The following is a 19,562-nucleotide window of genomic DNA, read 5'->3' on the forward strand; positions in this document are numbered from 1 at the left end:
GTTTTTCAAAAGTTAAAAGAAGTTATCAAACATATAATAATAAGGTTTGGCGGCTACCAAACCCTATTATTGTTAACTACATCCAAGCGTCCCAATCTTTCCACACGGGTTCATAACCTTGTGCTTTGATGGCCTCGACCATTTCTTGCGGGGTACGGTTATCGTTGATGGCAAATTGTTCCAGTTCCTTGTGGGGAACGACGTACCCGCCCGGCTCCGTGCTTGACCCGGCACTCATGGACGTGGCTCCCAAGTGCATCACGTGATCCCGGAACTCCCGACTTTCTCGCGTGGATACGGAGATTTCGGCCTGCTGGTCGAGCAAACGGTAGGCGCATATCAGTTGCACCATCTGCTTGTCGTTGATCGGGTCTTTCGGCATGAAGGCTCCGGCGTGTGGCCGCAGGCGGGGAAGAGAGATCGAGTACTTGGAACGCCAGTAGGTTCTTTCCAGGTATTTCAAGTGCAGGGCCGTGAAGAACGAGTCGGTGCGCCAGTCTTCCAGACCGAGCAATGCCCCGATACCCATTTTCTGAACCCCGGCCGTGCATACCCTGTCGGGAGTTTCCAAACGGTAGCGGTAATTTGCCTTCCGTCCCTTGGGGTGGTACTTGGGATATTGTTGTTCGTTATACGTTTCTTGGTACACGCACACGAAGCTCAACCCGGCCTCGTGTAACTGGGCGTAGTCGTCCGTGTCGAGAGGTTGCACTTCAAGGGCGATCTGCGAGAACTTGTCCCGTACCGCACGGATCACTTTCTCGTAGTAGTCCACCGTGGTCACGGCAGGCGCCTCGCCCGACACGAGCAGCAAATGCTTGAATCCCCATCCGGTAATGACATCGGTTTCAGCCTGTACCTCTTCGAGAGTAAGCATTTTCCGGTGAATATCGTTATCGTGGTTGAAACCGCAGTACACGCAGAAATTCGTGCAGTAATTGGAAACGTACAAGGGAATGTACAACTGGATCGTGTTCCCGAATCTTTCCAGAGTCAGACGGTTAGCCTCCACGGCCATGTCCTCCAGTAACGGTGTTGCCGCCGGGGAGATCAACGCCATAAAATCATCTAACGTGCGATGCGGGTTATTGATTGCCGCGATAGCATCGTTTTTCGACTTATCCATGATGTTCTGTTTCACATCGTCCCAGTCGTAGGTTTTCAAGGTATCGTAAAATGAAGTCATTTACTTGATGTTTAAAAGTTTGTAAAGTTCATAAGGTTTATAAGGTTTATAAGGTTTTGTTTCGTGTGCTAACAACCCCCTCTAACTCCCCCTTACACAGGGGGAGGATGCGCTACATTGAAATATTGAAGCGACCTCTTGCGTTCGTTTCTTCCCCTGTGTAAGGGGGAGCCAGAGGGGGTTGTTTAATCTTTATCGGTAACATAAGTTGCCGTTAAAACACTGTCCGAAGGACACCCGTCACTTTACGAACCTTATAAACCTGATGAACTCATTTAATCCAAAAATGCCGTTAACGGGGAGCTGGCCTGTGCGTGGCGGTATTGTTTGGCAAGTTTTGCCTCGAATGCCATGCGTCCGGCCTCCACGGCCAGTTTAAATGCCCGTCCCATTTCTACCGGATTAGGCGATACGGCAATAGCGGTATTCACCAGCACTGCGGCAGCACCCATTTCCATGGCAGCGGCGGCGTGGGAGGGGGCCCCGATTCCGGCATCCACGATTACCGGGACGTTACTCTGTTCAATGATGATCTCCAGCAGGTCGCGAGTCACCAGTCCCTTGTTCGTGCCGATCGGTGCGCCTAGCGGCATCACGGTGGCGGCTCCGGCATTTTCAAGGTGTTTGCAAAGTACCGGGTCGGCTTGAATGTAGGGTAATACCACGAAACCCAGTTTAGCCAATTCCTCGGTCGCTTTCAGGGTTTCGATCGGGTCCGGCAACAGGTACTTGGGATCGGGATGTATTTCCAGTTTCAGCCAGTTCGTGCCGAGAGCCTCTCTCGCCAGTTGTGCGGCGAACACGGCCTCTTTGGCGGTTCTCACGCCGGAAGTATTGGGTAACAAGGTGATATGAGGTGCTTTCAGGTGAGCCAGAATATCATCGTTCTTACCGTCCATGTTCACGCGTTTCAGCGCGACGGTTACGAGTTGTGATTCGGATGCCAGAATGGCATCTTCCATCAGTTGATTTGACGCGAATTTACCGGTTCCGGTAAATAAGCGTGAGGTAAATTCTTTGTCTGCTATTTTTAAAGCCATACTAATTTTAGATTTTAGATTTTAAATTGAACTCCTCCGTCAGCTTCGCTGCCACCTCCTCTATAAACAGAGGAGGAGCTGGTGACTCTTCCCAAAGATGAAGAGTAACTCAACTCTCCCTCTGTTTATAGAGGGAGTACCCCGAAGGGGGGAGGGAGTTCTTTTATTTTCAATTGTTCCACCATTTCTCTCGTTTTCCCCGTTATATCCTCACTGTTTTTAAGCAGGGAAGAGAGGGCGATGCCCGTTACTCCCGTGCTTAATATCGGTTGAATGTCGTCCTCCCGGATACCTCCGATGGCGTGGACGGGGAGATAGATACCCTCTTCCTGGCAGGCCTCCATGATCTTTTGGTAGCCTTCGAGACCGAGGACCGGGCTGAGACGCTTTTTCGTCGAGGTGTACGTGAATGGTCCCAGACCGATGTAGTCTACCTGTTGACGAAAACGGGTCACCACGTCTTCAAACGTGTTGCACGTTCCCCCGATAATCTTCGAGTAACCGAGAATCCGGCGTGCTTCGAGGGGATCCATGTCCTCTTTTCCCAAGTGTACCCCGTCGGCATCCAGTTCAAGGGCGATGTCCACGTTGTCATTGACAAGGAACAGGGCCCCGTGACGTTTACAAATCTCTTTCACGGTGCGTCCGACACGGATAAATTCTTCCCTGTCAGCCTCTTTCATCCGTAGTTGCACCCATCGACATCCTCCCTTGCACACGGCCTCCACCTGTTCGGGAATAGAAACTCCCTCCTTGTGGTCGGTGATGTATTGCAAAGGAATCCGGTACAAGTCAACTTCCGGGGCGGTACTTTCCACGCGGTTATGCATCCCCAGGTTCGTGTCGTTGGAGCGGATAAATCCTGCCACGTAGTGCTGCCCCAGCCGACAAGCGTCGGGGAGGGGGTAGCCGAGCGTGAGATACGAGGCGATGGCCGAGGAGAGAACGCATCCCGTCCCGTGTTTCCCGTGCCTTGCCCGTGTCACCGAGAAGGTGTACACCTTGTCCGGGGTGACCAGTCGATCGGAGGCCAGCGCCCCGTCGTTATGACCGCCTTTCCAGAGGATATTGAGGTTCTGGCTGCGAGCTAGCGCTTGCAAGCTTTCCACGTCCGGGTGATTCCCGAAAAGTGTTTTCAGCTCGTCCGTGTTCGGGGTAATCAGGTATATCTCTCGAAGTATATCCTGCAACTGTATTAAATTCTCCCCGTCATGGAACTGGAACCCGGCGCTGGCTTTCAGTATCGGGTCCCAGATAATCCTTACCTTGGGGAGAGCCGTCCGGAGATAGTTCACCACTTGTTCCAGCGTGTCGAAACTTTCGATCAACCCGATCTTGACGTAAGCGGGGCTGAACTCCCGGAACAGGACTTCGCATTGCCGGATGATCTCGTCCGGCGTGAGCCACTTCGTCCCGAGGTACGTGTTTTGATTCTGGAAGGTGATGGAACTGCTCGTTCCAAGTCCATATACCCGGCAACTTTCGAATGTCTTGATGTCAGCTGTCACCCCGGCCCCGGAACTTTGGTCGAATCCGGCAATACTTAGCACCTCGTCGGGCAAGATATTGGTGAAACGGGCAACGGCCTCCGACGGCTGTTCCCACACGTGTCCCAGCAAGGCGACCCCGCGGAATCCCATTTTCCGGCATTCCGCGACTTTTTCTGCGGTGATACCTCCCAAGGCGATCACGGGTACGCGTCTCTTTTGCAAGTTTTCCTTCAGGTATTCCGGGGCGAAGGCCGACGGGTATCCGGGTTTGGAAATGCTGTCAAATACCGGGCTGAGAAAGACGTAGTTCGGCTCGAAAGGCAAGGCGTCGATTTCCTCGAAGGAGTGACACGACACGCTCACGTGGGCGAGTCGATCCCGTCCGGTGAACGTCCGTGCCTCGTTGTATTTCAGGTGAATCCCTCTTAACCCGTACTCTTCAGCCAGTTCGAAGTGGTCGTGCAGGACGACACGTTCCCGGAAATGCGGCCGGATACCCCGGATGTAATGTTCCAGCGTGTCCCGGTCTGCTCCCGGCTTCCGCAGGTGCAGCAAGTGCAATCCGCTTTCAAAGAGTCTGTTCACGATATGCTCTTCGTCAGGCAGGGTGTGGGGAGGGGTGATGATTACGATCATGTGTATGTGGTTTGTAAGATTTGTAAGGTTCATAAAGTTTATAAGGTTCTGCACGTGCTGACTACCCCTTACTAATTTTAGATTTAGGGATTTTAGATTCCAGCCACACAAGGCCAACGTTTTAACTACCCCCTCTAACTCCCCCTTACACAGGGGGAGGATGCGCTGCATTGTCACATTGGAGCGACTTCTCGCATCCGTTTCTCCCCCTGTGTAAGGGGGAGCCAGAGGGGGTAGTTTTAACATTCGTCAGCAATATAAGTTACCAAAGTACGTCATAGACCTTACGAACCTTATAAACCTTATGGACTTTATGAACTTTATTCTTCCTGTTCATTTATCTTTTTCCTCAACTTCTCGCTGGCACGCATGGAGCAGAAATGTTCCCCGCACATGGAGCAGAAATGAGCCTCTTTGTGTCCCTCGGCGGGTAACGTCTCGTCGTGGAAACGCAAGGCTTTTTCAGAATCCAGTGCGAGATGGAACTGGTCTTTCCATCGGAACTCGAAACGGGCCTTGCTCATGGCGTAATCCCGGTAGTAGGCGGCGGGGTGGCCTTTGGCAAGGTCGGCGGCGTGGGCGGCGAGTTTGAAGGTAATCACGCCTTCTTTCACGTCGTCCCGGTTTGGCAGTCCGAGGTGTTCCTTCTGGGTCACGTAGCAGAGCATGGATGTCCCGAACCAGCCGATCATGGCACCACCGATGGCGGAGGTGATGTGGTCGTAGCCGGGAGCGATGTCCGTCACGAGCGGTCCGAGGGTGTAGAACGGGGCCTCGTCACACCATTCCTGTTCCAGTCGCATATTTTCCCGGATCTTCTGCATCGGCACGTGTCCCGGTCCCTCGATAATCACTTGCACGTCATGCTTGGAAGCCACCCGGGCCAGTTCTCCCAGCGTTTTCAACTCGGCAAGCTGTGCCTCGTCGTTCGAGTCGGCGATGCAACCGGGACGCAACCCGTCACCGATGGATACTCCGACGTCATATTTGGCGAGAATCTCGCAGATGTCCTCGAAATGCTCGTACAAGAAACTTTCCCGTTTGTGGGTCGTACACCAGTGTGCCATGATGGCTCCCCCGCGGGACACGATTCCCGTGAGGCGTTTCAGTGTCAGCGGCACGTGGTGCCAGCGCAACCCGGCATGGATCGTGAAGTAGTCCACGCCTTGCTCGGCTTGTTCGATGAGCGTGTCGCGGTAAATCTCCCACGTGAGGTCTTCCACCTTGCCCCGCACCTTTTCCAGAGCTTGGTACAATGGCACGGTTCCCACGGGTACGGGCGAGTTACGGATGATCCACTCACGTGTCTCGTGGATGTTTTTCCCGGTTGACAGGTCCATGATCGTGTCGGCTCCCCAGCGGAAAGCCCACACGGCTTTTTCCACTTCCTCGGAAATAGACGAGGTGATGGGGGAGTTCCCGATGTTGGCGTTGATCTTCACGAGGAAGTTGCGCCCGATGATCATCGGCTCGCTCTCCGGGTGGTTGATATTCGCGGGGATGATGGCCCGCCCGGCGGCCACTTCCTGACGCACGAATTCCGGGGTGATATATTCCGGGAAGTTCGCGCCCAGCGGCTCGCCTTTCTCTTTCTTGTAGGCCTCCCGGATCTTGTCGACCATCTGGTTCTCGCGGATGGCGATGTATTCCATTTCCGGGGTGATGATTCCCTGACGGGCGTAGTACATCTGCGACACGCGGTGTCCCGGTTTCGCCACTCTCGGCGTGGTGTTCACGTGTTCGAAACGCAAGGCATCGAGCGAGCGATCATTTTGGCGCGCCCGGCCGTACTCGGAACTCAGTCCTTCCAGTTTCACGGTGTCATTCCGGTCGGCAATCCATTGTTCCCGGATCTTGGGCAGTCCCTTGTGCAAGTCCACCGTGTAGTTCGGGTCCGTGTAGGGTCCCGATGTATCGTAAACCACGACAGGCTCGTTTTCGATCTTCGTCCCGTCCGTGTCAACCGTGGGCGTGAGGTTAATCCGGCGCATCGGCACCTCGATGTCGAACATCTCACCCTTCACGTAAATCTTTTCCGACCCGGGTAGCGGGCCGCTTGAAATGGTAAATTCTTGGCTCATATCTTAATTAATTTACTAATTTTATCTTTCAACTTTTAGTTTTTAACTTTTATCTTTTCTTTCACCCTCCCTGTACTGCCTTGATGATGATAATTTTGCTACCATCTTGAAGCACGGTTTTTCCCCAGTCGGGACGGGGAATGACGTTGAAGTCTACGGCGATGGCAATGTTGCCTGTCGGGATGGCGTTGGCTTCCAGTACTTCGGGGAGTGTCGTGCCGGGGGCACATTCGAAGGATTTATCGTTTATAAATACTTGCATTGTATATAAATTTTTAATTTCCAACTACCCCCTCTAGCTCCCCCTTACACAGGGGGAGAAACGGACGCGAGAAACGCCGCAATGTTACAATGTAGCGTGTCCTCCCCCTGTGCAAGGGGGAGCCAGAGGGGGTAGTCCACTCTAAATTCTAAACTTTTTTTAATCTTCCGGGAAGTCTACAATGAAATCCAGCTTGTATTATAACTCTTTCCCTCCGCCGGCATTACCCGGATCAGGTTCATGGGTATAATCTCAGCCCGTTGTATTACCCTGCCTTCTCGCGGCAGGTAGAAGTGTCGGGAAAATCCCTCGCTTCTTAGGCACCCCTTCAGAATATCTCATGACAAAGCTACGGATAAATTTTAATACCTGCAACGACAAGTATTAAAAAGTTACAGGAGATGATACCCCTTAGCTTGTGACTTCATCGGCTGATAGGATTTCCCACAAATGTTTTTTCATATCCACGTGGCCGTTGGGACGGAAGGTGACCCCTTCGTTTTCGAGTAGCGTCCGTTGTTCGGTCCATCCCGGTGCGGTCTGTCCGGCACTGTTCACGACACGGTGGCAGGGGAGTGTCTTGTCGTCCGGGGATTGTGCCATTGCCCGGCCTACCCACCGGGCGTGTTGCGGTCGTCCCGCCAGTGCGGCGATCCTGCCATAGGTGAGTACTTTTCCCCGCGGGATCTGCCGGGTGATCTCGTACACGTCGTTGAAAAATTCCCGTAATGTTTCGTCCATATTCAATTCTTGCTCCAGCGTAAAGGTATTAAATTTATCGATAACAGCAGCTCGTGCAGGCTCGTTTCGTTTCAGGGCATGAAGGTGGGAAATCAAGGAACGCGCGGGGGTATAAATAGGGCCTTTTTTCTTGACAAAAGTAAGAAATAATGGGATTCCTGCCAGTTCTCGTGTAAGATACTGGTTATCTTCACTGTAGGTTAACGTCACCTTCGGTAGTCATTCGGTAAGTGTTCGACAAGTGTTCGATAAGTGTTCGACAAGTGTTCGATGCAGAAGCGAACACTTACCATGCATGATTTGGTAATTTAACGAAAATTTAGTATATTTGTTGTTAAGGTGCCTTTAAGCATTATTGGAGGATTACAGGAACGTTTAACAAGGAGGTGTTATGAAAAAGAAGAAAAAAATCATGCGGCCGGCCGGCAAGCGACCGGAAACCACCCGTTGCGACGGGGTGACCACGTACTACCGGAAAGGTAAAGTATGCCATTGCAGTAGCAAACGCTTCCCCGGGTCGAGCGAGGAACGTGACCGCCGCTGCGCCGCCCGTACCTTGAACCAGCGCCAGCGGGCCAACGTGTTCGCCCTCGTGTCGCGGCTCGTGAAAATCCTCACGCGAAAACTGCAGGATCTCAATGCGTGGGTGTCCCTCGCGAAGACAACGAACATGACTCCTGCGAATCTCTGCCACAAGGTCAACGGCACCGCGTGCGACGAGAACGGCGTGGCGAATTTCCGCGCCTTCATATTCAGCGTCGGGTGGCTCGCTGTGCCGCTCTTCACCTGCGTCACCCGTCGCGGCTGGGAGATCACCATCGAGTGGCGACCCCACGGCGTCCCCAACGAGACGAGGGACAAAGACACGCTTGTCATCGGCTACTTCTACGATTCCTTGCCCGATGCGCCCCGCGTACTTCACTTGCCCAACGTCACCCGTGCCGGACGGGTAGCCACATTCACGCTGCCCGATCCAGTGACGGCAACCGGCAAGCCCCTCTCCCCGGACGAGATCGTCCACCTTTATCCCTACGTGGCGAGTTCCGGGCAGGACGAGTTTTCCACTTCCGTCTATCTCCGTGTCGCCCGCGATGCCAACGAGATTCTAGGGTGAGATTGCGCCTTGAATGTTTTCCTAGTTTATAAGGTTTATAAACCTTATAAACCCTAAAATTCCGACGTGAAGTGAAACACCAGCTTCTTGTAGTTCACCTGTGCCATTTGCAGCATGTACTGCGATTCGGCGAGGAAGACGTCGCGGCCCCACTTGTCCCGGGCCATGTACTGTGCCTTGTGGAGACGGAAATCTTCCAGTTCCTTCGGGTCGAGAGCCTCGATCCAGCAAGCCTTGTAAAGATTGATATTTTCCCAGCGACAGGCGGCACCGTACTCGTGCAGCAAACGGTACTCGATGACCTCGAACTGGAGCGCGCCGACGGTCCCGATGATCTTGCGGTTGTTGAACTGGTTCGTGAACAACTGGGCCACGCCCTCGTCCATGAGCTGGTCAACGCCCTTGGCCAGTTGCTTGGATTTCATGGGGTCGGCGTTCTCGATGTACTTGAAGAGTTCCGGGGAGAAACTGGGAATACCCTTGAAATGAAGTTTCTCGCCTTCCGTCAGCGTGTCACCGATCTTGAAGTTACCCGTGTCGTGAAGACCCACGATGTCACCGGGGTACGCCTCGTCGATGATAGATTTTTTGGATGCCATGAACGCCGTGGGGGTGGAGAACTTGAGGTTCTTGCCCAGGCCGACGTGCAGGTAGTTGGTGTTACGCCGGAACACGCCGGAACACACTTTCACGAAAGCGATACGGTCGCGGTGGTTGGGGTCCATGTTGGCGTGAATCTTGAAGACGAAACCGGTGAATTTCTCCTCGTCCGGTTGCACGAGACGCTCGTCCGTCTCGCGGGGGAGCGGGCTGGGAGCGATCTCGATGAAACAATCCAGCATCTCGCGGATACCGAAGTTGTTCAGCGCCGACCCGAAGAACACGGGGGCTAGTTGCCCGTTAAGGTACGCCTCCCGGTCGATGGCGGGGTACACTTCCCGAACGAGTTCGAGGTCTTCTCGCAGCTTGTCGGCCGGGCGCTCGCCGATATGCTCGTCGAGTTCGCCGGAGTTGATGTCGTTGATCTCGATGCCATCCTGGATGGTCTGTACGCTTGCCGAGTAGAGGCAAAGGTTCTCGCGGTGTATGTTGTAAATACCCTTGAACTGGTCGCCGTTACCGATAGGCCAGCTTAGCGGGGTGACTTGTATTTGCAGCTCTTTCTCGATCTCGTCCAGCAGGTCGAACGGGTCCTGACCGGGGCGGTCGAGCTTGTTGATGAACACGATGACCGGGGTCCGGCGCATCCGGCACACTTGCATCAGCTTGCGGGTCTGCGTCTCCACGCCTTTCGCCGAGTCAACGACGATGATCACGCTGTCGCAGGCCGTCAGCACGCGGAACGTGTCCTCGGCGAAGTCCTGGTGGCCAGGGGTGTCAAGAATGTTGATCTTCACGTCCTTGTACTCGAAACCCATGACGGAGGTGGCCACGGAGATCCCTCTCTGGCGCTCGATCTCCATGAAGTCGGAGGTGGCCGTTTTCTTGATCTTGTTCGACTTCACGGCTCCTGCCACGTGTATGGCGCCACCGAAAAGCAATAATTTCTCCGTTAAGGTCGTTTTACCCGCGTCGGGGTGACTGATGATACCGAACGTGCGTCGTTTTAATATTTCTTCCTTGAAACCCATGCTTATTACGTGTTTTTTTTAGCGGGTGCAAAGATAGTTTTTTTTTCGGAAAGTTTATAACGCTCGGGAATAAAGTCTATGGGGTTCACGACGGATATAAAGTATTTATGTATAGTTATTTAAATTAACTAGAGTTGTCCCGGGACTAGGAGACCCGGGATAACGTGAACCGTTTGTATCCTGTTACAGATCACTAAAGACAAGAGGGAGGGTCCAGATCTCGCCGCCTTCCTCTGCGCCCGTGTCACGACGTGTCTTGAAGAGTTTCGTTTTTTTCAAGGCTTTTGCTAGTGCGTGCAGGTCTTTGAGGGTGACATCCGGTGCATTCCTCAGGAAAAACCTAAATTCGAGGATGTTGCCTTTATCATCAAGCAATAGCATGATATGTACGCGATTCCCTTTCAATTCCTTGATTCGCTCGGTGGTAAACACGGAACGGAAGAAATCCAAGCGGTCTTTAGCTAGTTCTAAGTTGGAATGTTCGCGACATTTCATGGCCCAGCGAGCCTCATTGTTTGTCGAGTCTTCTACGATTTGTAGAGTGCGGTCGTACGTGTAAATCGTGTTCTCTATTTTTACTTTTGAACGTTTACCGAATTCCTGTTCCATGCGGTTTTTCTGTGCTAGAACGGATGCACAAATCGTAAGAATGGCAAGTAGTAGAATCGTCTTTTTCATAATATGTAATTTATTAATTGTATAAATATTCTAATAATCGAGCCCCGCAATGCTCTGGTATCCCATAAGAAGAGTTTTTTGTGGCAAAGTCTTCAAGAAAATCGTCATAAGTGAGGCCAGATATTCCTTCCATTATGGTATCGTAAACACGTGCCGTTACGTAGAATTGATCAAAGATTTTTAATAGCCAGTCCATGTACAATTTTCCGTATTGAGCACCTATTCCTCTCAAAGGAATACCGTCATTTAAACCTAAGCAGTCTTGGAAGAATTTTGCTTCAAATTCGATGTCAGCTTTAGATCTCCCGTAAATACCATCGTAAGCTAAATCTTGTATAAAATGTATGAATTCTTCAGGAAAAGCGTCATGAACAACATATTCATCTCGGAAATACATCATTTTGAATTTAGGTTCGTAAGCGGCAACAGAATTATAGTCATCTTGGTATATATAAATATATTGTATTCTCGTGTCATTTATAAGTATTAAATCATACATATATCTATATTCTTGAATAGACATTATTTCAGAAAGAATTTCATTTATAGGTTCTTGAAGAATTAATTCACAAGTATTTGAAATATCCCAATATAGGGTATAAGACCGAGATAGACTTTCATCGTTTTCTTCTATAATTTCTTCTTCGAAGGGGAACGAATTTTCATTGGAACATGAAAATACCCACGGTAGTAACAAAAGAATAATGATTTTTTTCATAGTTATTGGTTTATATTATCACGATAAAATTACAATCTTTTTTTAAAACGAATAAATAGAGAAAACAGGGTACAACGATTGCTATTTTTTATTCGATTCTTTGTAAAAAGAAGTTGCCTAACAAGTCTTTGGAGGAGATAGGTATCAATATCGTAGCTTTGCAGGTAATATCATAATATGACGCATTGTCCTGGGGACAGGGACAACGCATCACGTGTCAATCCTGTCATAGTTCGTCGAAGACGAGAGGGAGGACCCAGATCTCGCCGCCTTCCTCTGCTCCCGTGTCGTGGCGTGTCTTGAAGAGTTTCGTTTTCTTTAGGGCTTTCGCTAGCGTGTGCAGGTCATTGATGGTGATGTCCAGCGCTTTATACAGGAAAAACTTAAACTCGAGGATGTTGCCTTTGTCATCAAGCAATAGCTTGATATACACACGATTTCCTTTCAATTCCTTGATCCGTTCGGCAGTGAACACGGAACGGAAAAAAGTCGAACGATCGGTGGCTAGTTCCAAGTTAGAGTGTTCACGGCGTTTCATGACCCAGCGTGCCTCGTCATTCGTCGAGTCTTGTAAAATTTCTAGCGTGCGGTCGTATTTATAGACCGTGTTCTCGATCTTTATTTTTGAACGTTTATCTAGTTCCCGTTCCACGTTGTTTTTCTGTGCGAAAACGGAGGTGCCAGTCATAAGGATGGTAAATAGTAAAATTATCTTTTTCATGGTTATATGGTTTAAATTATTAATATAAATATTTTAATAGTTGAGGATCAAAATGCTCTGGTGTTCCATAAGAAGTGTTGGCTGCGGCAAAATCTTCAAGAAATTCATGATAGGTAAGACCAGATATTCCTTCCATTATAATATCATAAATAAATGCTGTTATGTAGAATTCGTCATAGATTTTTAATATCCACTTAGTGTATAAATCCCCATATTGATCCCCTGTTCCTCTTAAAACGGCACCATTATTTAAATTTAATAAATCTTGGAAGAATTTTGCCTCAAATTCAATGTCAGCTTTAGATCTTCCGTAAATACCATCGTAAGCTAAATCTTGTATAAAATGTATGAATTCTTCAGGAAAAGCGTCATGAACAACATATTCATCTCGGAAATACATCATTTTGAATTTAGGTTCGTAAGCGGCAACAGAATTATGGTTGTCTTGGTATATATAAATATAGTTTATTTTCGTGTTATTTATAAGTATTAAATCATACATATATTCATATTCTGGAATATTCATTATTTCAGAAAGAATTTCATTTATAGGTTCTTGAAGAATTAATTCACAAGTATTTGAAATATCCCAATATAGGGTATAAGACCGAGATAGACTTTCATCGTTTTCTTCTATAATTTCTTCTTCGAAGGGGAACGAATTTTCATTGGAACATGAAAATACCCACGGTAGTAACAAAAGAATAATGATTTTTTTCATAGTTATTGGTTTATATTATCACGATAAAATTATAATCTTCTTCTAGAACGAATAAATAAAAGAAAACAGGGGACAACGATTTCAATTATTATTCGATTCTTTGTAAAAAGAAGTTGCCTAACAAGTCTTATGAAGTGGCTACAAGCTACACTTCCTCTAATTTCAGGGGGTACTTCATTTTGGAGGAGATAGGTATCAACTTGTAACCCAAAATTTGGCAGGGGTGAATTTTTACTTTCAATTCTTTATCGTAGCTTTGCATATAATATAAAAAGTAAGCTATGGAAAAGTATATAGGAGCGCACGTGAGTGCATCGGGAGGAGTGGAGAATGCGCCGTTGAACGCCCACGAGATCGGGGCGACGGCTTTTGCCTTATTCACGAAGAACCAGCGGCAGTGGAAGGCGGCACCGCTGACGGCGGAGAGTATCGCACTGTTCAAAGAACGCTGCGAGGAATTCGGGTACACGCCTCGACAGATATTGCCGCACGACAGTTATTTGATTAATCTCGGTAACCCGGACGCGGATGCGTTGGAGAAGTCGCGGGAGGCTTTCCTCGACGAGATGCAACGCTGCGAGCAGTTGGGGCTGGATCGATTGAATTTTCACCCCGGCAGTACGTTGAAGAAGATCAGCGACGAGGAATGTCTGGCGCTGATTGCGGAGTCGATCAACCTGACGCTGGATAAGACCTGCGGCGTGACGGCGGTGATCGAGAACACGGCGGGACAGGGATCGAATCTCGGCTACACGTTCGAGCAGATCGCCTATATTATTGACCGGGTGGAGGACAAGAGTCGGGTGGGCGTCTGCATTGATACCTGTCATTCTTTCGCTGCGGGTTATGATTTGGCGACATCGGGAGGATTCACCGAGACGTTCGAGCATTTCGACAACGTGATCGGGTTCAAGTACCTGCGGGGTATGCACCTGAACGATGCCAAAAAAGAGCTGGGTTCACGGGTAGACCGCCACGATAGTTTGGGAAAAGGAACGTTGGGCATAGAGCCTTTCAAGTGGATCATGGAGGACGAACGCTTTGACGGTATTCCATTGATACTGGAAACGCCGGACGAGGCGTTGTGGCCGGAGGAAATACGGATGTTGAAGGGTTTCGTGAAATGATACCGATGCATGCGTCTGTGAAATGGTTGTTGACGGTGGTGGTTGTCCTTTTTGGGGTACCTCTCGTGGCACAAGTCTTGCCGGGGGAAGAGGGTATGCTTGAACGGGGAGGGCGCCTCCCCGGTGAGGTGAGCGTGGAGGCGCTTGTTGATAGCGTGGCCCGGTGGGGACGGACGGAACGGGAGAAAGTGATCGTACTGGCGGGATGGTTCCGTGAGTACATGGCGATTGACGCCGGGAAGTTCCTCACGGGAGGGCCGGACGGGGATTATCGCGAGGTGTTGAAGGAGAGGAAAGGAATTTGCGGGGATTTCACGGGGTTGTTCGGGGAGTTATGCAATAGGTTGGGGATCGAGAACGAGCGGGTGGAAGGGTACGTGGCGGAGGATGGTCGGGAGCGTGGGGAAACGTGTCACCGGACGAATCACGTGTGGAACGCCGTGCGAGTGGCGGGAGAGTGGTGGCACGTCGATATGATGTGGGCCGTGGGAGCGTTGGGGAGAGATGCGGCGGGGGAATGGGTGTTCAGACGGCACTGGAACCCGGAGTACGTGTTGACGCGGGGTGAACAATTTCTGACCACTCACATGCCGGCTGATCCGGCGTGGCAGTTGACCGACAGGCCGTACGCCATGGATGCGTTTATCGAGGGGAATTTGGCGGATGGCGAGCGGGGAGATTATTATAATTACACGGATAGTATTGCGGCCTTCCGGCGCTTGCCGAGGGATGAACGACAGATGCTTTTTGCCCGGCGGGCGAACCGTTTTAACTCGCGGAACAAGGAGGTGATGGCGGTGACGTACTATAACGAGGCGGTTTTCCTGTTGAATTATAACCGGAAGACGCGGGCCGTGTTGATCCGGGCGAGGGAGTATTTTAGGATCGCGGAAGAGTACGCTAGGGATTTGCCCGGCGTGAAAGAGAGTATTGACGAGGGACTCCGGAACGTGGAGGCTCTAATTAAATAGAGGATGAAAATATTACATACTTCAGACTGGCACCTTGGAAAGCGGTTGAATGACCGGGAGCGTGCCGGGGAGCAAGTGGCCGTGATGGACGAGATTGTGCGGGTGGCTGACGAGGAGGCCGCGGATGCGGTGATCGTGGCGGGGGACTTGTTCGACACGTTTAACCCGCCCGTGGAGGCGATCGAGTTGCTTTACCGCACGTTGCATCGGTTGGCACGGGGCGGGCAGCGTCTGGTGGTGGCTATTGCCGGGAATCACGATTCACCGGACCGGGTGGATTCGCCCGACGTGCTGGCACGGGAGAGCGGGATTTTCTTTGCCGGGAACCCGATGATCGTGTTGCGGGAGATGCGAACGGAAGGCGGGGTGACGTTGGTCCGGTCGGACGAGGGGTTTGCCGAGTTCCGCTTACCGGGGTTCGATTACCCGTTGCGGGTGCTACTTACCCCTTACACGAACGGGCAACGGGCCAAACGCTATATGGGTGCAGAGGATGTCGACGAGGGGTTGCGGGTTTTCCTGCGGGATCACTGGGCAGGGTTGGCCGACAAGTATTGCGACACGGAGGGGGTGAACCTGTTGGTGGCCCATCTTTTCATGGCGAGGGAGGGCGGTGAGTTGCCCGAAGAGCCGGAGGACGAGCGACCGATCAATATCGGTGGTGCCGATGTCGTCTATACTTCGTTGATTCCCCCCGCCATACAGTACGTTGCGCTGGGACACTTGCATCGCCGGCAAACGGTGGACACGGAGCCTTGTCCCGCAGTATATAGCGGCAGTCCCTTGAGTTACAGTTTCAGCGAGGCCGAGCAGGATAAATACGTGACGCTCGTGGACCTTGAACCGGGATGTCCGGCTCGTATCAGGAAGCGTCGGCTGACGAGCGGGCGTCCCTTGGTGCGTCGTCGTTTCGAGGGGGTGGAGGTAGCCTTGCAATGGCTTGCGGAACATCCCGATACGTGGGTGGAACTGACCGTTGCCACGGATACTTTCCTCACGGCGCAAGAAGTAAAATCCCTGCACGCCGCGCATGACGGTATTGTTTGTATCATCCCGGATGTGCGTGACGCTTCTCTCGTGAACGATCGTGTGGCTTCTATCCACGACTTGCGCTCGGACGTTAACGCCCTCTTTGCCGAGTACTTCCGCCAGCGCAAGGGACAGGAACCGAATGAAGAAATCAGGTCACTTTTCCGCGAAGCGTTGTCGATGGATGGCGATTCGAGGAAAAGTGACAGTTAAAAGATAAAAGTTAAAAACTAAAAGATGAAACTTTCTAAATTATCCCCCGTGTTTGTCTTCGGTAAGTTACAGGTTCTATCATTTTTAATTTTCAATTTCCTATGTTGCCCGTTAAATTAACCCTTGAAGGTATTTACTCCTACCGGGAGCGCCAGACGATAGATTTTACTCGATTGACGGAGGCCCGGTTGTTCGGGATATTCGGTCCGGTGGGGAGTGGAAAATCAACGATATTGGAGGCGATGATCTATGCCATTTACGGTACGATTGACCGTTTGAATAATGACGTGAAATATAACGTGATGAACCTGCAATCCGACCGCCTGTTCGTGGACTTCGAGTTCCGGGCGGGAGAGGACGGACGATTGTATCGGGCAACGGTGGAGTGCAGGCGGAACAAGAAGAGGTTCGCTGACGTGAGTTCGCCGAAATACCTTTACCACGTGTGGGAGGGCGACGAGTGGTTGCCCTGTACGCGGGAAGAAGTGGTCGGGGCGATCGGGCTGACGGCACAGAATTTCAAGCGGGTGGTGATTATCCCGCAGGGGAAGTTTCAGGAGTTCCTGATGTTGCGGGACAAGGAGCGTACCGATATGATGATGGAGCTTTTCGGAGAACTCCGGCGCTACGATCTGGGTGGGCGGGTGGCTTACTTGGAGGGGGAGACGACCCGGCGGGTGATCGATTTGCGGGGACAACTCACGGGATTGGGCGAGGTGAACGGAGAGCAGTTGGCCGAGCGGAAACAGCGTTACGCGGCCTTGCAGGAAGAGATAGCCGGGGTGAAAAAAGAGATTCACGAGGGGCAGGAGCAAGTGGAGAGGGGGAAGAAAGTGAAACAACTCACTGACGAGCGGGTGGCACGACAGGAAGAGGAACGAAAGCTGTTAGAACGACGGGAGGCGATGGCGGGTTTGCAGGCTCGCGTGGACGAGTACGAGCGATGTTTGCAACAGTTCCAGCAACCGTTGAGCCGCCACGACGAGACGGGGCGGCGGTTGGCAGAGTCTGTGCGGGTGCTGTCCGGTTACCGGGAGCAACTGACCGCTAAACAGGCCGAGCTTACCCGTTTTTCCGGACAATTCTCTCAATTGAAACAGGCGTACGAGGGACGGGATGTGTTGAAAGAGCGTGCCGGACAATTGGAACGATTGCTGCATTTACGTACGATAAGCAAGGAGCAGGATGAACTGAAGGAGCGACACCGTAAGGGTGAAGAAATCGTGGTGGCGACGAGGCGGGAGATCGAGGTGTTGCAGGAGCAGTTACGAGAACAGAAAGAGAGGTTAGAGCAGTTAAACCAGTCGATTCCCGATATGAAGATGTTATCGGACATTCGGGAATGGTATAATATACAACAGCATCTCCGGGAAGAGTTGACCCGTTGGCAGGAGGAGTTAGTCGGGGTGGATAAGGAAATCGCCCGGGAGGAAGGGGAGGTGCGGATGGTGCAGGAGCAATATCCCGCGTTCGGGGCGTTACAGGCCATGACATACGAGGCGTTGCAGAAGGCTTGCCGGGAGAGGCAGGAACAACTTGCCACCACCGTGCAGAAGACGCGGGAGGAGTGGTTACATTTAAGTACCCGCCAGCGATTGGTGGATTTTGCGAGGGAGTTGTCGGAGGGTGAACCTTGCCCCCTTTGCGGGGCCTTGTCGCATCCCGCACCCTTACACGCCACGGAAGTCGAGGGTGAGTTGAAGGAGAAGACCGACCGTGTCACGGGCTTGGAGGAAGAAGGGAAGATGTTGGAACGGATGATGTCCCGTCTGGTCGTGATCGGGGAACGGTTGCGGTTGGCAGGGGAACGGAAAGAACAAATCACCCGACAGCAGGCTGTTGTGCGGGAACGGTTACGGGAGCATCTGACCCGTTTTGCGTGGGAAGGGTTTACACCCGATAATATGCAGCACCTGACAGACGAGATGAACCGGGTGGCACTCTTGAATAAGGAGGAAGGGGAGCGGGAGATGGTGTGCGGGAACACGGAGAAGAGCATCGAGCAGAAACGAGTGAATCTTGAAAAGTACGTTGCCCGTCTTGACGAGATCAGCCGGGAGATCGTGCAGCGGGATTCACAGGCCGAATTGTTGCGGGAGCAGCAGGCGGGGTTCGATGGGAAGGAGTACGAGGGGTTGCCCGACACGGAAGTCGGTAAGGAGCTGGAAGGATGTAGGCAGCGTTTTGAGCAGGTCGGGCGGGATTATCAACGGGATGCCGCACGGTTGCAGGTGATCGAGGCGGACTTCCGGAAGTGGGAAGGGAGCGTGGAGGAAAAAAGTAAGGAGGTGACCCGTTTGCAGCAGGAATTGGAAGAGGAAGTACAGGAGTTGGAACATTTGTTGAAAGATTCGGCTTATCCCGATCTGGCAGCGGTTCGGGAGGTGCTAGCCGCTAAGCTGGATTTGCCCGGGGTGCGGGGAGAGATTAATCGTTACCGGGAGCAGGTTCACGCCGTGCAGGTTCGGAAAGCGGAGTTGGAGGTGTTGCTTGCTGGGGTGTCTTATAACGAGGAAGAACACGTTGCGCTATGTCAACGGGTGGAGGCAGCGCTGGTACGGGAACGGGAGATGCTGGCAGAACAGGGAGCTTTAGGGAACCAGATCAAGGATATGGAAACCCGTGTGGCGGCCCGGGAGAAGATCGGGCGGGAGTTGGAAGGTTTGGAGTTACGGTTGACGAATTTGCAGATGTTGAAGGGGTTGTTCCGGGGAAATGATTTCGTGAAGTTCGTTTCGTCGATTTACTTACAGAATCTCTGTAATGCGGCGAACGAGCGTTTTTACCGGATGACCCGCCAGCGCTTGAAACTGGAGTTGAGCGAGGAAAATGATTTCGTGGTACGTGATTTCATGAACGAGGGGCGGGTGAGGAGTGCCCGCACGCTTTCCGGGGGACAGGTGTTCCAAGCCTCGTTATCGTTGGCTTTGGCATTGACGGATAATATCCGCCATCTGACAGGGAGTAGCCAGAACTTTTTCTTTTTGGATGAAGGATTCGGCTCGCTGGACCGGGAGTCGTTGAGTGTCGTCTTCGAAACCTTGAAATCCTTGCGGGCCGAGAACCGGGTGGTCGGGCTGATCTCCCATGTCGAGGAAATGCAGCAGGAGGTTCCGGCGTGTTTATTCGTGGAGAACACGGTGGAGAGGGGGAGCGTGGTGATAATTGATAATTGAAAATGAAAGAGTTCATAAGGTTTGTAA

At 51.6% G+C, this 19,562-nt stretch carries 16 protein-coding genes; 5 read left to right on the top strand and 11 right to left on the bottom strand.

Translation table 11 applies throughout. The features are described 5' to 3' along the window. Positions 1–76 precede the first annotated feature (76 nt). From thiH to F1644_RS21755, 6 genes are all read right to left on the bottom strand, one after another. A complete protein-coding gene (thiH, locus tag F1644_RS21730) occupies positions 77–1,186 on the bottom strand; it encodes a 2-iminoacetate synthase ThiH (protein ID WP_118304982.1) in 1,110 nt (369 codons plus the stop codon). Positions 1,187–1,461: 275 nt separating this feature from the next. Next, a complete protein-coding gene (locus tag F1644_RS21735; protein WP_118304981.1) occupies positions 1,462–2,226 on the bottom strand; it encodes a thiazole synthase in 765 nt (254 codons plus the stop codon). Between the two features lie 125 nt (positions 2,227–2,351). Beyond that, positions 2,352–4,352 carry a thiamine phosphate synthase gene (locus F1644_RS21740; protein WP_118304980.1) on the bottom strand — a complete coding sequence of 667 codons (2,001 nt, stop codon included), beginning with the start codon at positions 4,350–4,352 and terminating at the stop codon, positions 2,352–2,354. Between the two features lie 320 nt (positions 4,353–4,672). Next, entirely contained in the window at positions 4,673–6,433 is a 1,761-nt protein-coding gene (gene thiC / locus F1644_RS21745) for a phosphomethylpyrimidine synthase ThiC (protein WP_118304979.1), read from the bottom strand. Positions 6,434–6,494: 61 nt separating this feature from the next. Further along, on the bottom strand, positions 6,495–6,695 hold the full coding sequence (gene thiS / locus F1644_RS21750; protein ID WP_087419968.1) for a sulfur carrier protein ThiS: 201 nt from the start codon (positions 6,693–6,695) through the stop codon (positions 6,495–6,497). 411 nt (positions 6,696–7,106) lie between these two features. Then, the gene (locus F1644_RS21755) at positions 7,107–7,436 is read right to left on the bottom strand and encodes an MGMT family protein (RefSeq protein ID WP_118305091.1); all 330 of its coding nucleotides are present in this window, start codon (positions 7,434–7,436) and stop codon (positions 7,107–7,109) included. 391 nt (positions 7,437–7,827) lie between these two features. Here F1644_RS21755 and F1644_RS21760 point away from each other — a divergent pair, with 391 nt between their 5' ends. Then, positions 7,828–8,550 carry a hypothetical protein gene (locus F1644_RS21760; RefSeq protein ID WP_147344440.1) on the top strand — a complete coding sequence of 241 codons (723 nt, stop codon included), beginning with the start codon at positions 7,828–7,830 and terminating at the stop codon, positions 8,548–8,550. A gap of 53 nt (positions 8,551–8,603) precedes the next feature. Here the strand turns inward: F1644_RS21760 and F1644_RS21765 are convergent, their stop codons facing one another. The 5 genes from F1644_RS21765 to F1644_RS21785 all read right to left on the bottom strand — a co-directional run bounded on the left by F1644_RS21765 (position 8,604) and on the right by F1644_RS21785 (position 13,019). Then, entirely contained in the window at positions 8,604–10,181 is a 1,578-nt protein-coding gene (locus F1644_RS21765; RefSeq protein ID WP_118304977.1) for a peptide chain release factor 3, read from the bottom strand. A gap of 183 nt (positions 10,182–10,364) precedes the next feature. Then, positions 10,365–10,859: a hypothetical protein gene (locus tag F1644_RS21770; protein ID WP_087419976.1), complete on the bottom strand. Its 495-nt coding sequence runs from the start codon at positions 10,857–10,859 to the stop codon at positions 10,365–10,367. Between the two features lie 13 nt (positions 10,860–10,872). Next, positions 10,873–11,577 carry a hypothetical protein gene (locus F1644_RS21775; protein ID WP_118594252.1) on the bottom strand — a complete coding sequence of 235 codons (705 nt, stop codon included), beginning with the start codon at positions 11,575–11,577 and terminating at the stop codon, positions 10,873–10,875. A gap of 226 nt (positions 11,578–11,803) precedes the next feature. Further along, a complete protein-coding gene (locus F1644_RS21780; protein ID WP_118305854.1) occupies positions 11,804–12,298 on the bottom strand; it encodes a hypothetical protein in 495 nt (164 codons plus the stop codon). Positions 12,299–12,317: 19 nt separating this feature from the next. Further along, positions 12,318–13,019, bottom strand: coding sequence for a hypothetical protein (locus F1644_RS21785; RefSeq protein WP_168044380.1), 702 nt, complete (start codon positions 13,017–13,019; stop codon positions 12,318–12,320). Between the two features lie 281 nt (positions 13,020–13,300). On the opposite strand from F1644_RS21785, the gene nfo reads away from it, so the two are divergent. The 4 genes from nfo (at position 13,301) to F1644_RS21805 (ending at position 19,535) form a co-directional block, all read left to right on the top strand. Next, on the top strand, positions 13,301–14,146 hold the full coding sequence (gene nfo / locus F1644_RS21790; RefSeq protein WP_118302782.1) for a deoxyribonuclease IV: 846 nt from the start codon (positions 13,301–13,303) through the stop codon (positions 14,144–14,146). Then, positions 14,143–15,117 carry a transglutaminase domain-containing protein gene (locus tag F1644_RS21795; protein WP_168044382.1) on the top strand — a complete coding sequence of 325 codons (975 nt, stop codon included), beginning with the start codon at positions 14,143–14,145 and terminating at the stop codon, positions 15,115–15,117. The genes nfo and F1644_RS21795 overlap by 4 nt, the downstream gene beginning before the upstream one ends. Positions 15,118–15,120: 3 nt before the next feature. Further along, entirely contained in the window at positions 15,121–16,359 is a 1,239-nt protein-coding gene (locus tag F1644_RS21800; RefSeq protein ID WP_118302779.1) for a metallophosphoesterase family protein, read from the top strand. Between the two features lie 101 nt (positions 16,360–16,460). Next, complete coding sequence (locus F1644_RS21805) at positions 16,461–19,535, top strand: AAA family ATPase (protein ID WP_118302777.1); 3,075 nt, start codon at positions 16,461–16,463, stop codon at positions 19,533–19,535. Positions 19,536–19,562 lie beyond the last annotated feature (27 nt).

It is taken from the genome of Butyricimonas paravirosa (assembly GCF_032878955.1).
Lineage (GTDB): Bacteria > Bacteroidota > Bacteroidia > Bacteroidales > Marinifilaceae > Butyricimonas > Butyricimonas paravirosa.

Coding starts and splice junctions, on each gene's coding strand:
- thiH (WP_118304982.1), bottom strand. CDS start 1,186: ATGACTTCATTTTACGATACCTTGAAAACCTACGACTGGGACGATGTG.
- F1644_RS21735 (WP_118304981.1), bottom strand. CDS start 2,226: ATGGCTTTAAAAATAGCAGACAAAGAATTTACCTCACGCTTATTTACC.
- F1644_RS21740 (WP_118304980.1), bottom strand. CDS start 4,352: ATGATCGTAATCATCACCCCTCCCCACACCCTGCCTGACGAAGAGCAT.
- thiC (WP_118304979.1), bottom strand. CDS start 6,433: ATGAGCCAAGAATTTACCATTTCAAGCGGCCCGCTACCCGGGTCGGAA.
- thiS (WP_087419968.1), bottom strand. CDS start 6,695: ATGCAAGTATTTATAAACGATAAATCCTTCGAATGTGCCCCCGGCACG.
- F1644_RS21755 (WP_118305091.1), bottom strand. CDS start 7,436: ATGGACGAAACATTACGGGAATTTTTCAACGACGTGTACGAGATCACC.
- F1644_RS21760 (WP_147344440.1), top strand. CDS start 7,828: ATGAAAAAGAAGAAAAAAATCATGCGGCCGGCCGGCAAGCGACCGGAA.
- F1644_RS21765 (WP_118304977.1), bottom strand. CDS start 10,181: ATGGGTTTCAAGGAAGAAATATTAAAACGACGCACGTTCGGTATCATC.
- F1644_RS21770 (WP_087419976.1), bottom strand. CDS start 10,859: ATGAAAAAGACGATTCTACTACTTGCCATTCTTACGATTTGTGCATCC.
- F1644_RS21775 (WP_118594252.1), bottom strand. CDS start 11,577: ATGAAAAAAATCATTATTCTTTTGTTACTACCGTGGGTATTTTCATGT.
- F1644_RS21780 (WP_118305854.1), bottom strand. CDS start 12,298: ATGAAAAAGATAATTTTACTATTTACCATCCTTATGACTGGCACCTCC.
- F1644_RS21785 (WP_168044380.1), bottom strand. CDS start 13,019: ATGAAAAAAATCATTATTCTTTTGTTACTACCGTGGGTATTTTCATGT.
- nfo (WP_118302782.1), top strand. CDS start 13,301: ATGGAAAAGTATATAGGAGCGCACGTGAGTGCATCGGGAGGAGTGGAG.
- F1644_RS21795 (WP_168044382.1), top strand. CDS start 14,143: ATGATACCGATGCATGCGTCTGTGAAATGGTTGTTGACGGTGGTGGTT.
- F1644_RS21800 (WP_118302779.1), top strand. CDS start 15,121: ATGAAAATATTACATACTTCAGACTGGCACCTTGGAAAGCGGTTGAAT.
- F1644_RS21805 (WP_118302777.1), top strand. CDS start 16,461: ATGTTGCCCGTTAAATTAACCCTTGAAGGTATTTACTCCTACCGGGAG.